Genomic DNA, 14,126 nt, shown 5'->3' with positions numbered 1-14,126 from the left:
CATGACGCAGTCCGCCGCCGCGCAGAAACCGCCCGCGACGCCCCGCCGCCTCGACCCGGAAGACGCCCAACACGCCCTGGCGGAAGTGCAGGAACGCCTGCGCCGCCAGCAACTGGTTGCCGATCTGGTGCATCGCCAGGAGGAAGGCGACTCCAAGGCCTCGCTGGTCGAGGACCTGGTGCACCGCCAGCACGAGGCCGAACTCAAGACCCTGCTGGACGGATTGCATCCGGCCGACATCGCTTTCATCCTGGAGTCGCTGCCCAAGGACGAACGGCAAGCCATCTGGAAGCTGGTCAGCCCCGAGCACGACGCGGACGTGCTGCTGGAAGTCGAAGACTGGGTGCGGGAATCGCTGATCGAGGCGATGGACCGCCAGGACCTGGTTGCCGCCACCGGCAACATGGACGCCGACGAGCTGGCCGACCTGGCGCCCGACCTGCCGCCCGACGTGGTGGCCGAAGTCCAGAAGGGCCTGACCGAAGAGGAACGCGCACAGCTGCTGGAAGCCATGGGCTATCCTGAAGACAGCGTGGGCGCGATCATGGACTTCGAGATGGTCCGGGTGCGCGAGGACGTCACCCTGGAAGTGGTGCTGCGCTACCTGCGCCGGCTGCACGAACTGCCCGACCACACCGACCAGATTTTCGTGGTGGACCGCCAGGACAAGCTGCAGGGCATCCTGCCGCTGTCCAAGCTGCTGGTCAGCGAGCCCGAAACCGAAGTGCGCGCCGTCATGAACTCGGACTTCCTGACGCTCAACCCCCTGGACTCCGATGCTGACGCCGCCGGCGCCTTCGAACGCTACGACCTGGTCTCCGCGCCCGTCATGGACGACCAGGGCCGCCTGATCGGCCGCGTGACCATCGCCGACGTGGTGGACGTGATGCGCGAAGACTCGCAGGAGCAGGCGCTATCGCGCGCCGGTCTGCAGGAAGAGGATATCTTCGCGCCGGTGTCCACCGCCCTGCGCAACCGCGCCCCCTGGCTGCTGTTCAACCTCTGTACCGCCGCCACGGCATCCTTCGTGGCCTCCCAGTTCGAAGGCACGGTCAGCCAGATCGTCATTCTGGCGTTCCTGATGTCCATCGTGGCCGGCATCGGCGGCAACTCTGGCAACCAGACCATGACCCTGATCATCCGGGCCCTGGCCATGGGGCGCATCACGGGCCGCAACCTGTGGCAGCTGGTCAAGCGCGAACTCTTCGTCACCCTGATGGTGGGCCTGTGCGGCAGCCTGGTGGCGGCCCTGTTCGCCTGGGTCATCTCGCACTCGGTGTCGATCGCGCTGGTGATGATGGCCGCCATGGTCTGCAACATGCTGGTCGGCGCGTCGGTCGGCGTGCTGGTGCCGATGGTGCGCGCCCGCTTCGGCAAGGATCCTGCGATGGGTTCTTCCGTGCTCCTGACCTTCGCCACCGATTCGCTGGGCTTCTTCATCTTTCTGGGCCTGGCCACGATTTTCCTGCTGTAGTTCGCATACAACAGCAGGAAAAATCCGCTTCCCTCTGGCGACGCCCGCTTGACAGCTAGCTGACAGGGTGAAAGACGACTGTTCCATTACAGTAATGGGATTGTCATCTCCCCCTTTTCAGCGCCCACAATGACCGCAAGATTCCGGGCGGCAATCCTTTGCCTGCTGCTCGCCACCTTCGCCGCCACCGCCCAAGCCTGTGACAGCATGCCCTCATGGGCCAAGTCCGCCTGCAACCGCCTGGACCAGATCTGGACCGAAGGCGGCAATGACCTGTACTTCACCGGTTATTCCTGGCACAACCGGGCCACCTACAGCAAAGAGAAGATCGACAGCTTCAACGAACTGGCCTGGGGCGGCGGCTACGGCCGCAGCATCTACGACGAAGATGGCGACTGGCAAGGCCTGTACGCCATGGCCTTCCTGGATTCGCACAGCAAGATCGAGCCCATCGCGGGCTACGGCTTCCTGAAGATCGGACGCGTCAGCGAAAACGTCCGTCTGGGCGCGGGCTACACCGTCTTCCTGACGGCGCGCCACGACATCATGAGCTATGTGCCGTTTCCCGGCATCCTGCCGCTGGTGAGCGCCAGCTATAAGGACACGATGCTCTACGCGACCTACATCCCGGGGTCAGCTGGCGCGGGCAACGTGCTGTTCATGTTCGGCCGCTGGCACTTCTGACGCACCCCAGGCCTCAGAAGACCTGCCCCAGCCTGCGCACCAGATCGCCCAGGCGCCAATCGTCGATGCCATGCGCGCGCAGGGCTCTCTCGGTTTCCACGACATAGTCCAGGCACGGCCCCGAATGCCCCACGGCATTGCGCACCGACGCCAGCAGACGGTCGTCGCTCAGGCCGGCCGCGTATTCCTGGCAGGCCCGGTTCAGCAGGAACACCAGCCCGCGCACCGGCGCGGCTTCGGTATGGCAGGTGAGCCAGCGCGGCGTGTAGGCGCCGGTGACCATTTCCCGGCGCCACAGCGCCTGGAACACCGCAGGCACGTCGCAGGCGGCAATCTGGAAGGCGACGCCGCGGCAGCAGCCGCCGCGGTCCAGGCCAAACACCAGGCCAGGATTGTCGGGCGAGCCGCGATGGTCGTGCGACCACAGGCACAGGGACCGGTGGTAGCCGCGCACAGTCGCCAGCCGCCGTTCGCGCCAGGTGAAACCGGGATGCCATATCAGGGAGCCGTAGGCGAACACCCACAGGTCGTCGACGCCGTTCCAGCCGCCCAGCAGGTCATCCACCGAAAGCGCGCGCCGCGAATTTTCCGTACCGGCGCAGCCGGCGGGTACTGCCAACGACATAGGGTCCTCTGATATCCCGATTTGTCCCATGATGGGAGTGGGGAATATCCTACGCCGTAGCCCGCGCAAAAGAATTGCGTGATGGGGGCCGGCCGGCAGGCCGAATGGAATTTGCATCCCCGCCGCCCCCTGCCATGGAAAAAAAATTGCGCGCGCCCGCCTACAACGCGTCCAGCGGCAATTCCGTGGTGCTTTTGATGACTTCCATCGAGAAGCTGGCGCTGACGTCCAGCAGGTCCACGGCGGCGATCAGACGCCGGTAGAAGCGGTCATAGGCCGCCATGTCCTCGACCACGACTTTGAGCAGGTAATCGACGTCTCCCGCCATGCGGTGGAACTCCACCACGTTGGGCAAGGCCATCACGGCATTGATCAGGCTCTGCGTCCATTTCTCGTTGTGCTGGCTGGTCTTGATGGAGACGAAGACCGTCAGGTTCAGGCCCAGCGCGCAGGGATCCAGCAAGATGGCGTTGCGGGCGATGACGCCGTCATCCTTCAGCTTCTGGATGCGGCGCCAGCAAGGGGTGACGGACAGATGCACCTGCTCGGCAATCTCGGCGACCGAACAGGTGGCGTCCTTCTGCAGCAAGGCCAGTATCTTGATGTCCGTCTGGTCCATGGGTTTCCTTGGCTGGATCGGCCCCAATGTTGCCTGTTCCGCCTGCCCGCGTCCAGCCTGCGCCCTCCCGGGGCGCCGGACTTCAGTAGGTCCCGGGGTAGCCGCCGCCGTCGATCAGGATGTTCTGGGCGGTCATGTAGCCGGCCTGCGCGGAACAGACATAGGCGCACAGGGCGCCCAGCTCCTCGGGCTGGCCATAGCGGCCAGCCGGGTTGGCGCGTCCGCGCTCGTCCCAGAGCTGTTCGAAGCTCTTCCCGCCGGATTGCTCCAGCATGCCTTGTATGTGCCTGACCTGCGCATCCGTGGCGAAGGCGCCAGGCAGCAGGTTGTTGATGGTGACGTTGTGGCGCACGGTCTGCCGCGCCAGACCGCTGACGAAGCCGATCAGGCCCGAACGCGCGCCGTTGGACAGGCCCAGCTCGGCGTGCGGCGCCTTCACGCTGCGCGAGACAATGTTCACGATGCGCCCGAAGCGTCGTTCCATCATCCCGTCCACGACCCGCCGGATCATGTCGATGGGCCCCAGCATCATGCTGTCCAGCGCGGCGATCCAGTCGTCGTGGCTCCAGTTGCGGAAATCGCCCGGCAGCGGGCCGTCCGCATTGTTGACCAGGATGTCCGGATGGGGACAGGCGGCCATGGCCGCATCCCGCCCTTGCGCCTGCGTCAGGTCGGCCGACACCCAGCCGACTCCTATCCCGGTCTCATGCGATATCTCGGCCGCGGCCTGCTCCAGCGTGGCCGGGTTACGTGCGGCGATCGTCACCGCCACGCCCTCGCGCGCCAGTTGCAGGGCGCAGGCCCGGCCCATGCCGCGGCTGCCGCCGAATACCAGTGCCGTCTTGCCGCTGATCCCCAGATCCATGCCTGACTCCCCTGTCATTGCGCTGCCCGGCGCAGCTTTGCGCCAACGCGAACCAGTATAGGAGCGCGCAGCTGCCGGGCGGAATGGAATTTTTTTCCAATCTGCGGCCCTGGCGCGCCGAATTTGGCAAAGGCATTCCAGCGCAAGCTCCTACCATGGAAGCTCTGCCCGGAGGCCTGCCATGTCTTCCATCCAACTCGCCGGCGGCGACCTGCAATCGCTCTGCGCATCGGTGCAGTCCGCCCAATTGAACGCCGCGCGCGCCCTGCTGCGCGACCTGGTCGCCAGCGTCGCCAACGCCGGCGACATGCTGCAGAACCTGCCCGCGGAACTCCGCGGTGGACGGGCCGAGTCCTACAGCCGCCATATCGCCTACGCCGACCCGCATGGCGCCTTTACGATGGCCTACCTTATCTGGCGTCCGGGACAGTTCAGCCCGGTGCATGGCCACAAGACCTGGTGCACCTACCAGGTGCTACAGGGCGAACTCACCGAAACCCACTACCGCTGGGATCAGGAATCCGCCATCGCCCAGGCCTGCGGCACGGTGATCCGCCGCCCTGGCGACATCGTCACCGCGACGCAAGGCCTGCGCCAGATCCACCGTCTGGGCAATGCCGGCCCGGACATCGCCGTATCGCTGCACATCTACGGCGTGGCCCGGGACGACCTCTGCACCGGCGTCAACCACCTGGTCGACAGCGTCAACCCATCCACTGGCTGACCGGCGCGGCCGCGTCCTGCAAGGGCTGCGCCACCACGTCGATCAGCGCCGGGCCGTCATGCTCCATCGCAGCCTTGATGGCGGCATCCAGCTTGGACGGATCCTCGACTCGCCAGGCCTTCACGCCATAAGCCTCGGCGATGCGGGCATGGTCGGTGCGGTTGAAGTCCACGCTGTAGTAGCGCTTGTCGTAGCCCGCCTTCTGGCTGGCCTTGATCCAGCCATAGACGGAGTTCGAGAACACCACCATCAGCAGCGGCGCCTTGTGCCGCACGATGGTTTCCAGTTCGCCCACCGTGAAGCCGAAGCTGCCGTCGCCCATCACCGACACGCATTTGGACTGCGGCCGGCCCACCCAGGCGCCCAGGGCGGCCGACATGGAGAAGCCCAGCGCACCGTGGGCGCGGTTGGTGATGAAGTGCCGGCCGGGGCGCGACACGTCGTAATAGGCGGAAAAATACGGGCAAGGCGTGCCGGGGTCGGCGCAGACCACCGCGTCGTCGGGCAGCAGGCGGTTCAAGGACTGCACCACGCGCTCGGGGCGGATGGGCGCGTCCAGGCTGTGGGCCAGCGGCTCCAGCTGCGCGCGGCGCGCCTCCTTGGCGCGGCCGGCCAGCACCGCGCCGTCGGCGGCGTCGGACGGACGGTGCGCCAGGCGCGCAGCCACCTCCACGCCCAGGGCTTCCAGCGCCAGCTTGGCGTCGCCCACCATGCCGACCTCGGTCAGGTAATTGGCGCCGATCACCATGGGATCGATGTCGATGTGCAGGATGGGCACGTCGCGGTTGGGGAAGCGCCAGTGCTCGGTCGAGGTGGAGCCCGCGCGGCAGCCGACGAACAGCACCACGTCGGCCGCGGCCACCACGTCGCGCGTCGCCATCACGCCGCCGTTGGAGCCGACCACGCCCGCATTCAGGGGATGGGTGTCGGCCAGGCTACCCTGCCCGCTCACGGTCACGCAGACCGCGGCCTTGAGCGATTCAGCCAGCTCCTGCAAGGCGCCGCTGGCGCCGGCGATGACCACGCCGCCGCCGCAGATGATCACCGGCGCCCGCGCGCTGACCAGCCGCTGCGCGGCGCGCGCGACGTCCAGGGGATCCGGCGCGTAGCGCATGGACGGGAAACGCCCGTGCTCGGGCTGGGCCCAGACATCGGACGCGTCCACCTGCTGCTTCATCACGTCGTACGGAAAGCACAGATGGGCCGCGCCAGGCTTGCCGGTGGTCATGGCGCGGAAGGCCGCGCGCACCATGCCGGGAATCTGGTCCGCGCGGTCGATGGTACGGTTCCACTTGGTCAGTGGACGGTACAAGGCTTCCTGGTCCAGCTCGGTCAGCGGGTACTTGCCGCGCGAGCCCACCGCCACGTCCGAGGTGATGCCAAGGACCGGAATGGACGATTCGTTGGCCTCCACCAGCCCGGGCAGCAGATAGGTCGCGCCGCCGCCGCTGGGGCCTTCGCACACGCCGACCTTGCCGGTCACGCGGGCATAGGCATCCGCCATGTAGCCGGCGCTGCGCTCGTCGCGCGTCAGGATGTGCTGCATGCCGTGGTCCAGACGGTACAGCGCGTCGTAGAACGGCAGGCTGGTGTCGCCGCACAGGCCGAATATGTGCTTGACGCCGTTGTGCTGCAGCATGCGCACCATGGCTTCGGCGCCGGTCATGTTTTCCATGTCATCTCCACTTGTGTTGCACGCGTCGCGGCCGGGCGCCTCAGCGCCAGGCCGCGAGCCGTTCAGTTGTCCAGATTGATGTTGCTGCTCTTGATGAAGGCGCTCCACCGGTCGTATTCCGACTTCACGTAGGCATCCAGCGCCGGGCCGTCGGAGGCCACGATCTCAAAGCCCGCGTCGGTCACTTTCTTGCGGATTTCCGGGTCGGCCAGTACGGCCTTGAAGTCGGCCGTCAGCTTTTTGACGGTCGCTTCCGGCGTGCCCTTGGGCGCGAACATGCCGCTCCAGGAATAGGCGACAAAGCCGGGGAAGCCGGATTCCGCCACGGTCGGCACGTTGGGCAGATCCGGCAGGCGCTTGTCGCCCGCCACCGCCAGCGGCTTGATCTTGCCGGCCTGGATCTGGCCGCGCAGGGCCGCGAAGCTCAGCCAGGTCATGCTGGCCTGGCCGCCCACCACCGCCTGGATGGCCGGTCCGCCGCCGCCGTACGGCACGTGCAGCAACTCCACCTTCGACAGGCGCTTGAGCTCTTCGGGCGCCAGATGGTTCAGCGAACCCACGCCGGTGGATGCGTAGTTGAACTTGTTGGGCGGCTGCTTGGCGGCCGCGGCCAGGAACTCCTTCAGGTTGTCCCCCGGCACGCTGGGATTGGCGCCCAACACCAGCGGGAAACGCACCGTCTGCGAAATGGCGACGAAGTCCTTGAACGTGTCGTAGGGCAGCTTGGGCTTCACGGCGGGGTTGATGCCGTGGTTGTCGAAGCTGACCAGCAGCGTGTTGCCGTCGGGTTCGGCGCGCGCCACAAAAGCCGTGGCGATCTGGCTGGCCGCCCCCGGCCGGTTCTCGACCACGACCGCGCGGCCGCCCAATTGCTGAGACAGGCGTGGCTGCAGGATGCGCGCCAGGATGTCGGTGCTGCCTCCGGGCGGATACGGCACGACCAGCACCAGCGGCCGTTCTTCGGCGGCGGCCGGCGCGGCAACGAAGGCTCCCGCCGTGGCGGACAGCATGCATAGCGCAGCCAGTCCGCGCTTTATCCCGTGATTCATGACTTTTCCCCTGCTTGTATGGTGTTGGCCGGCGCTGCCGTGGCGGGTTCGGCCTGGTCCCGCATGTAAATCGTGGAAAAACCCGTACGTATGACGTCGGTGATCTGGTCCAGGCGGCGGCCGATATGCGCGCTCATCAGTCCCGGCAAAGTGTCGATGTCACGCCGCTCCAGCGCCTCGACGATGCGCAGATGCTCGCCCTGGGTATGACTGCGGCGCCCTTGCAGCATGTCGATCCAGCGCACGAAATGGATGCGGGCGTTGACGCTTTCCAGCGCGCGCACGAACTCCTCGTTGCGCGAATAGCGCGCCAGCGTCAGGTGAAAGGCCTCATCGAGTTCCAGCAGGCGGGTGGCGTCGCTGTCCTCGGGCACGTCGCGCGAACGCTCGACGAATTCCCGCAGGCTTGCCAGCTCCTGGTCGGTGGCGCGCTCGCAGGCCGCGCGCACGATGCCCGCCTCCAACACTGCGCGGTATTCGTAAAGGCTGTGGATCTGCTTGGCGTCGAGCAGGCGGGCGATGAAGCCCCGGTTGACCGAGCGAGTCAGGAAACCTTCAACCATCAGCTGGTTCAGCACCTCGCGCAGCGGCGTGCGGCTGACGTTCAGCCTGCGGGCCAGCTCGACCTCGTTGATGCGTTCACCTGGCTTGAATTCGAAGCGCACGGCCATCGCCTTGACCGCGCCATACAGCTCGGCCTGTGCTTCCTTGGTGCGCGCTGCAGGCCGGATTGCGGCTGAGGGTTGCGTCATGCCGAATCACCTGGTCGGTTGGATCGTCGGGAATGAACTGCATACTAAAGTGCATACACTTTACCCAACAACCCCGGGTTTCCCCGGAAGCGGGCTCTTGCCAGCCGCGCTCACCATGCCTTTCGGGACAAAAAAAAAGCCCGCAACGCGGACGTTGCGGGCGATTTTGTCCTTGTCAGCGGCATCTGCCGCCTGGCGCTTACAGGCCGGTATCCAGCGTGTAATGCGCGCCGTCCTTGTTTTCCAGAGTCAGCGTCGACAGCGTAGGCCCCGCCGCTGCGGCATCCTGGCTCACATGGATGCGCAGGTTGGCCAGCGGCACATCCCAGCCACCGCTGGCGGCTTCGGCCTGCACGCCGGCCACCAGCGCCAGGCGCTCGGCGACCGCGCGCGCATCGGGCGCGCGGGCATCGATGCGCAGCAAGCTGCGCGCGCCGTTGGGATGCGCCATGAGTTCGGGCGACCACACGCATTCGGGCGTCAGATGGCGACAGAAATACATGCGGATGCCGGGCAAGGGCTGCTCGGCGAAACGCACGGTGTGGAAACGGGCCTGGACTTCCTGGCCGTCCAGCATGGCGGGGCGGCTCAGTTCCTGGACGGGATTGACGGCAAAACCTGCCGCCAGCAGGCGCTCGCGGGTGGCTTCGGCGTCATGGGTGCGGAACACCAGCGCCTCCAGCCCGAACGGGGAATCAGCGATTTCCTTGCGCGCGGGCGGCGCGCCGGGCGGCCAGCCCAGCAATTCGACGTACGTGCCTTCCAGCACGATCAAGCGGTTGCACGACCCCAGGTTGTGCACCGCCTTGTCGCTCAGATGAAAACCCTGGCGTTCGAAATGCGGGGCCAGCGCATCCAGCCGGTCGCGCACCATAACCACGGCATGGTCGAATTCTGTGCGGCCGACGGAATGCAGCATCATGGCTCCTGGATCAGACGAGCTTGCCGTGGCACTGCTTGTACTTCTTGCCGCTGCCGCAAGGGCACGGGTCGTTGCGGCCGACCTTGGGCAACGCATTGCGCACGGGCTGCGCACCGCTTTCCGGTTCAGACTGGGCCAGCGCTTCGTCGTAGTCGGAATGGTGGTATTGCACGTTCTGCACGTGCGGCTGCGCCGCTTCGGCTTCGGCCTGTTCGACCTGCTCCTGCGACTGCACGCGCACCGTCATCAGCACCCGGACCACGTCGTCGCGGATGCGATCCAGCATGCCCGAGAACAGCTCGAAGGCTTCGCGCTTGTATTCCTGCTTGGGGTTCTTCTGCGCATAACCGCGCAGATGGATGCCCTGGCGCAGGTAGTCCAGCGCCGACAGGTGTTCGCGCCAGTGCGTGTCGATCGCCTGCAGCATGATCGAACGCTCGAACTGCGACCACGATTCCGTGCCCACCTGGTCGACCTTGGCCTGATAGGCCTCGCGCGCGGCGCTCACCACGCGTTCGCGCAGGTCGTCGTCGGTCAGGTTGGTTTCCTTTTCCAGCATTTCCGTCAGCGGCAGCTGCACATGCCAGTCAGCCTCCAGCGCCTTCTGCAGCGCCGGCACATCCCACTGTTCTTCCACCGATTCCGGCGGCACGTAGGTGTTGAACATCTCGGTCACGGCGGCGTCGCGCAGGTTCTGCACGGTGGCGCCCACGCTGGCGGCTTCCAGCACGTCATTGCGCTGCGAATACAGCACCTTGCGCTGGTCGTTGGCGACGTCGTCGTATTCCAGCAATTGCTTGCGGATGTCGAAGTTGCGGCCTTCCACCTTGCGTTGCGCGGTCTCGATCGAACGCGTCACCATGCCGGCCTCGATGGGTTCGCCCTCGGGCAGCTTCAGGCGTTCCATGATGGCGCGCACGCGGTCGCCCGCGAAGATGCGCATCAGCGAGTCTTCCAGCGACAGGTAGAAGCGCGACGAGCCCGGATCGCCCTGGCGGCCCGCACGGCCCCGCAACTGGTTGTCGATACGGCGCGATTCGTGGCGTTCGGTGCCGATGATGCGCAGGCCGCCAGCGGCCTTGACCTGCTCGTTCAGCGGCTTCCATTCGGCACGCACCTTCTCGATGCGGGCGTTCTTTTCGGCATCGGACAGCGATTCGTCGGCGCGGATCAGATCGACCTGCTTGTCGACGCTGCCGCCCAGCACGATGTCGGTGCCGCGGCCCGCCATGTTGGTGGCGATGGTGATGTGGCCAGGCTTGCCGGCCTCGGCGACGATCTCGGCTTCACGGGCGTGCTGCTTGGCGTTCAGCACTTCGTGCGGCAGCTTGGCTTTCTTCAGCAGGCCCGACAGCAGCTCGGAGTTCTCGATGCTGGTGGTACCCACCAGCACCGGTTGGCCGCGTTCGTGGCAGTCGCGGATGTCTTCGAGGATGGCGTTGTACTTTTCGCCGTCGGTCTTGAAGACCTGGTCGTTCTGGTCCTTGCGGACCATGGGCTTGTTGGTCGGGATGATGACCGTTTCGAGCCCGTAGATTTCCTGGAATTCGTAGGCTTCCGTGTCGGCCGTGCCGGTCATGCCGGACAGCTTTTCGTACATGCGGAAGTAATTCTGGAACGTGATCGACGCCAGCGTCTGGTTCTCGTGCTGGATCTTCACGCCTTCCTTGGCCTCGACCGCCTGGTGCAGGCCGTCGGACCAGCGGCGGCCCACCATCAGGCGGCCGGTGAATTCGTCGACGATGACCACTTCGCCGTCCTGCACCACGTACTGCTGGTCGCGGAAGAACAGCGTGTTGGCGCGCAGCGCCACCATCAGGTGGTGCATCAGCGCGATATGGCGCGGGTCGTACAGCGATTCGCCTTCCGGCAGGATGCCCAGGCGCGACAGGATGCCTTCGGCGTTTTCGTGCCCGGCTTCGGACAGGTAGACCTGCTGGCTCTTTTCGTCGACCCAGTAGTCGCCTTCGGGTTCCGGCTCCTGCGGCTTCGGCTCATGCGCCATGCGCTTGAGCAGCGGCGGCACCGCGTTCATGCGGACGTAGAGTTCGGTATGGTCTTCGGCCTGGCCGGAGATGATCAGCGGGGTACGGGCTTCGTCGATCAGGATCGAGTCCACTTCGTCGACGATGGCGTAGAACAGGCCGCGCTGGCGACGGTCTTCAACACGGTATTCCATGTTGTCGCGCAGGTAGTCGAAGCCGAATTCGTTATTGGTGCCGTAGGTGATGTCGGCCTGGTAGGCCGCCTTCTTTTCCTCGTTGGGCTGCTGCGGCACCACCACGCCCGTGCTCAGGCCCAGGAAGTGGTACAGGCGCCCCATCCATTCGGCGTCGCGGCGCGCCAGGTAGTCGTTCACCGTGACCACGTGCACGCCCTTGCCGGCGATCGCGTTCAGGTAGACCGGCAGCGTTGCCATCAGGGTCTTGCCTTCGCCCGTGCGCATTTCGGCGATCTTGCCGCTGTGCAGGGCGATGCCGCCCAGCATCTGCACGTCGAAGTGGCGCATGCCGAACACCCGCTTGCCGGCTTCGCGAACAACCGCGAAGGCTTCGGGCAGCAGATCGTCCAGGGACGTACCCTGGGCGTGACGGGACCGGAATTCCTCGGTTTTGGCCGCCAGCTCCGCGTCGGAAAGCGCGGAGATCTTGGGTTCGAGCCCATTGATCTGGGTTACCAGCTTGCGATACTGCTTAAGCAGCCGGTCGTTGCGGCTGCCTATGAGTTTTTTGAGCAGAGAAACCATGCGTATGTCGGCCGCACGAGCCACGCCGCGCCCACGAAAGGCCGGAGCAGCGTCACCCGTGACTTGATGTTATTGGTTGAGCGGGGGTCCGCTGGAAAACGAACCAGTTTAACGCACATGGAGCGCAATAGCCTGAACCTATGGCCAGGGTAGCGCTGCCGGCCGGTTTGACCGGCGCGGGCCGCCCAGGTTCACTGGGCGGCGTGGGCCACCGTGGAAGGCGGTGCGGTCTGGTGCGGCCCCAGGAACAGGCGCGGGTCCAGCGGCTGCCCCGCCAGACGGACTTCGAAGTGCAAATGCGGCCCCGTGGAACGGCCGGAGCTGCCCACGCGGGCCACTTGCTGGCCGCGTTCGACGAGCTGCCCCTGCTTCACCATCAGGGAGGAAGCGTGGGCGTAGCGGGTGATCAGGCCGTCGCCATGATCGATCTCGACCATGTTGCCGTAGCCCGGCTGGAACTTGGACTCCAGCACCACGCCACCCGAGGCCGCCAGGATGGGCGTACCCGGAGGCGCGGCGAAATCCAGGCCTTCGTGCATGGCGCTGCGGCCGGTCACGGGGTTGCGGCGCCAGCCATACGACGAACTGAGGTAGGGATAATCGGTGATCGGCATCGCGGTCGGCATGCGCGCCTGGTCCGCCGACCGCTTGGTCAGTGCCGCGTCCAGCAGTTTCAGATTGTCGGACTGCTGGGCCAGCCTGGCCTGGATCTCGTCGAGCTGGCGGCCCAGCGCCTCGGCCGAGGCCGCGCTGGGCGGCGGGTGGTCGGTGAACAGATCGTCCATGACCTGGGTGGCTTCGGGCTGGGTCAGCGCCTCGGGCTGCGCCACGGCCAGCTGCCTGGCCAATTCGGGGTCGGTATAGGCCACGCCGGCCACCTTGGCCACGCGCTGGCCCAAGCCGTCGATGCTTACCAGCTTGGCCTGCAACGCACCGACCTTGGCGGCCAGCAGATTCATGTTGCCGCGCAGGAAATCGGCATCGCGCCCGGGTTGGCCCGCCAGGGGCCAGCCCACGGCATGTACGGCCGGCAGGATCGGAGTAAGGTATCGTTGTAATGCGGCGCCAAAGATGGCGGCCGTGATCAAGGCGCCCCCCAGAAACAGCGCGAGGCGCGCGCCGCCCAGGGTGAAATGCCCGTCCTGCCCGTCGCGGGCGTGCATAATCACGATTTTCAAGGTTTGCTTCCTAATTCTTAGAGCCGGGATGAATAGACCCACTTCATACCGTCAACGTTCCAGTTCCAGCCGGCGGAAAGAAGATACCGCCCTGGGATGGCTGGGTCATGACATGCGGGGCGCCGGAGTTCTGGCGACCGCCCGCAAGCACCTGCAAATTCAGTACGCGGTGGCGGCGGTTCTGCCCGCCCCGCTGGGCGCCGTATGCCAGGTGGGCAAGCTGGAAAACCAGTGCCTCCACCTGGTGGTGCCGAGTGCCGCGCATGCGGCCAAGATGCGTCAATTGGCACCGCGCATCGCGCGGTCCCTGGCAGACCAAGGCTGGAACCTTAACGAAATCGCCGTCAAGGTACAAGCGGGTTTGCCCAAGCCCGGCGCCCGTCAGCCGCGCCCTCCCAAAGAGGCGCAACCGCTGGGCAATACCGCCCTGGGCGCGTTCGAGACACTGCACGGCAACCTGCGGCCCGGTCCTCTGGCCGACGCGGTCGCCAAGCTCTTGAAGCATCACAAGAGTAGCTGAAGCCGGCAGGGTTGTCCTTGATCCGGCGCACCCGGAAACGAAGCGAAACCAAGTTCTCGGACGGATCGATACTATGGTTTGCCGCCGGTTTGCGCCTTAAGCGCTAGGGGATGACGACCGCAGCCATCCGTCGGGAACCGCACCGGGGAATTACCGCGAACGATCAGGAATCAAGCAAGAACCCCGTCGCGCAAGATGATAGCGCGGGCGCCGCGGAGCCGGCTTTGCCGGTCCGCCAGCGCCGCCCCCTCAGGGGGCCCGCGTCAGGGGGGTTGGGGATGGGCCTGGCCTTG

At 66.0% G+C, this 14,126-nt stretch carries 13 protein-coding genes; 4 read left to right on the top strand and 9 right to left on the bottom strand.

What is annotated here, in order from left to right; translation table 11 throughout:
* The first annotated feature begins 1 nt into the window (after position 1).
* Positions 2-1,474: a magnesium transporter gene (gene mgtE / locus IB258_RS28790; RefSeq protein WP_054457586.1), complete on the top strand. Its 1,473-nt coding sequence runs from the start codon at positions 2-4 to the stop codon at positions 1,472-1,474.
* A gap of 129 nt (positions 1,475-1,603) precedes the next feature.
* Positions 1,604-2,158 (top strand): lipid IV(A) palmitoyltransferase PagP, encoded by a 555-nt coding sequence (gene pagP / locus IB258_RS28785; RefSeq protein WP_054457587.1) that lies wholly within the window; start codon positions 1,604-1,606, stop codon positions 2,156-2,158.
* A 13-nt stretch (positions 2,159-2,171) separates the two neighbouring features.
* Here pagP and IB258_RS28780 read toward each other — a convergent pair whose 3' ends face one another.
* From IB258_RS28780 to IB258_RS28770, 3 genes are all read right to left on the bottom strand, one after another.
* Positions 2,172-2,783 (bottom strand): gamma-glutamylcyclotransferase, encoded by a 612-nt coding sequence (locus tag IB258_RS28780; RefSeq protein ID WP_054457588.1) that lies wholly within the window; start codon positions 2,781-2,783, stop codon positions 2,172-2,174.
* A gap of 160 nt (positions 2,784-2,943) precedes the next feature.
* On the bottom strand, positions 2,944-3,402 hold the full coding sequence (locus IB258_RS28775; protein WP_054457589.1) for an Lrp/AsnC family transcriptional regulator: 459 nt from the start codon (positions 3,400-3,402) through the stop codon (positions 2,944-2,946).
* Positions 3,403-3,484: 82 nt separating this feature from the next.
* A complete protein-coding gene (locus IB258_RS28770) occupies positions 3,485-4,267 on the bottom strand; it encodes an SDR family oxidoreductase (RefSeq protein ID WP_192353530.1) in 783 nt (260 codons plus the stop codon).
* Between the two features lie 181 nt (positions 4,268-4,448).
* Between IB258_RS28770 and IB258_RS28765 the strand changes: the two genes are divergently transcribed.
* A complete protein-coding gene (locus IB258_RS28765) occupies positions 4,449-4,991 on the top strand; it encodes a cysteine dioxygenase family protein (protein WP_192353529.1) in 543 nt (180 codons plus the stop codon).
* On the opposite strand, the gene IB258_RS28760 is transcribed toward IB258_RS28765, so the two are convergent.
* The 6 genes from IB258_RS28760 to IB258_RS28735 form a co-directional block, all read right to left on the bottom strand.
* Positions 4,972-6,666 carry a thiamine pyrophosphate-binding protein gene (locus IB258_RS28760; protein WP_082401227.1) on the bottom strand — a complete coding sequence of 565 codons (1,695 nt, stop codon included), beginning with the start codon at positions 6,664-6,666 and terminating at the stop codon, positions 4,972-4,974. The genes IB258_RS28765 and IB258_RS28760 overlap by 20 nt on opposite strands.
* A 62-nt stretch (positions 6,667-6,728) precedes the next feature.
* Entirely contained in the window at positions 6,729-7,715 is a 987-nt protein-coding gene (locus tag IB258_RS28755) for a tripartite tricarboxylate transporter substrate binding protein (RefSeq protein ID WP_175163960.1), read from the bottom strand.
* The gene (locus tag IB258_RS28750) at positions 7,712-8,467 is read right to left on the bottom strand and encodes a GntR family transcriptional regulator (RefSeq protein ID WP_192353528.1); all 756 of its coding nucleotides are present in this window, start codon (positions 8,465-8,467) and stop codon (positions 7,712-7,714) included. Before IB258_RS28750 ends, IB258_RS28755 begins: the two co-directional genes overlap by 4 nt.
* A gap of 199 nt (positions 8,468-8,666) precedes the next feature.
* Positions 8,667-9,386, bottom strand: a complete 720-nt coding sequence (locus IB258_RS28745) for a VOC family protein (protein ID WP_054457594.1) — start codon at positions 9,384-9,386, stop codon at positions 8,667-8,669.
* Positions 9,387-9,399: 13 nt separating this feature from the next.
* On the bottom strand, positions 9,400-12,135 hold the full coding sequence (gene secA / locus IB258_RS28740) for a preprotein translocase subunit SecA (RefSeq protein ID WP_175163958.1): 2,736 nt from the start codon (positions 12,133-12,135) through the stop codon (positions 9,400-9,402).
* A gap of 191 nt (positions 12,136-12,326) precedes the next feature.
* Complete coding sequence (locus tag IB258_RS28735; RefSeq protein ID WP_192353545.1) at positions 12,327-13,298, bottom strand: M23 family metallopeptidase; 972 nt, start codon at positions 13,296-13,298, stop codon at positions 12,327-12,329.
* Between the two features lie 127 nt (positions 13,299-13,425).
* Here IB258_RS28735 and IB258_RS28730 point away from each other — a divergent pair, with 127 nt between their 5' ends.
* The gene (locus IB258_RS28730) at positions 13,426-13,833 is read left to right on the top strand and encodes a DciA family protein (protein WP_082401228.1); all 408 of its coding nucleotides are present in this window, start codon (positions 13,426-13,428) and stop codon (positions 13,831-13,833) included.
* Positions 13,834-14,126: the final 293 nt, after the last annotated feature.

The organism is Achromobacter sp. ACM02 (assembly GCF_014851605.1).
Taxonomy (GTDB): Bacteria; Pseudomonadota; Gammaproteobacteria; order Burkholderiales; family Burkholderiaceae_B; genus Achromobacter; species Achromobacter aegrifaciens.
This window is presented reverse-complemented; position numbering and strand designations above follow the sequence as displayed.

Bases quoted from the DNA above. Each gene is read 5' to 3' on its own strand.
- IB258_RS28770 (WP_192353530.1), bottom strand. From the start codon at position 4,267: ATGGATCTGGGGATCAGCGGCAAGACGGCACTGGTATTCGGCGGCAGC.
- IB258_RS28755 (WP_175163960.1), bottom strand. From the start codon at position 7,715: ATGAATCACGGGATAAAGCGCGGACTGGCTGCGCTATGCATGCTGTCC.
- IB258_RS28780 (WP_054457588.1), bottom strand. From the start codon at position 2,783: ATGTCGTTGGCAGTACCCGCCGGCTGCGCCGGTACGGAAAATTCGCGG.
- IB258_RS28760 (WP_082401227.1), bottom strand. From the start codon at position 6,666: ATGGAAAACATGACCGGCGCCGAAGCCATGGTGCGCATGCTGCAGCAC.
- IB258_RS28735 (WP_192353545.1), bottom strand. From the start codon at position 13,298: ATGCACGCCCGCGACGGGCAGGACGGGCATTTCACCCTGGGCGGCGCG.
- pagP (WP_054457587.1), top strand. From the start codon at position 1,604: ATGACCGCAAGATTCCGGGCGGCAATCCTTTGCCTGCTGCTCGCCACC.
- IB258_RS28765 (WP_192353529.1), top strand. From the start codon at position 4,449: ATGTCTTCCATCCAACTCGCCGGCGGCGACCTGCAATCGCTCTGCGCA.
- secA (WP_175163958.1), bottom strand. From the start codon at position 12,135: ATGGTTTCTCTGCTCAAAAAACTCATAGGCAGCCGCAACGACCGGCTG.
- IB258_RS28730 (WP_082401228.1), top strand. From the start codon at position 13,426: ATGCGGGGCGCCGGAGTTCTGGCGACCGCCCGCAAGCACCTGCAAATT.
- IB258_RS28750 (WP_192353528.1), bottom strand. From the start codon at position 8,467: ATGACGCAACCCTCAGCCGCAATCCGGCCTGCAGCGCGCACCAAGGAA.
- IB258_RS28775 (WP_054457589.1), bottom strand. From the start codon at position 3,402: ATGGACCAGACGGACATCAAGATACTGGCCTTGCTGCAGAAGGACGCC.
- mgtE (WP_054457586.1), top strand. From the start codon at position 2: ATGACGCAGTCCGCCGCCGCGCAGAAACCGCCCGCGACGCCCCGCCGC.
- IB258_RS28745 (WP_054457594.1), bottom strand. From the start codon at position 9,386: ATGCTGCATTCCGTCGGCCGCACAGAATTCGACCATGCCGTGGTTATG.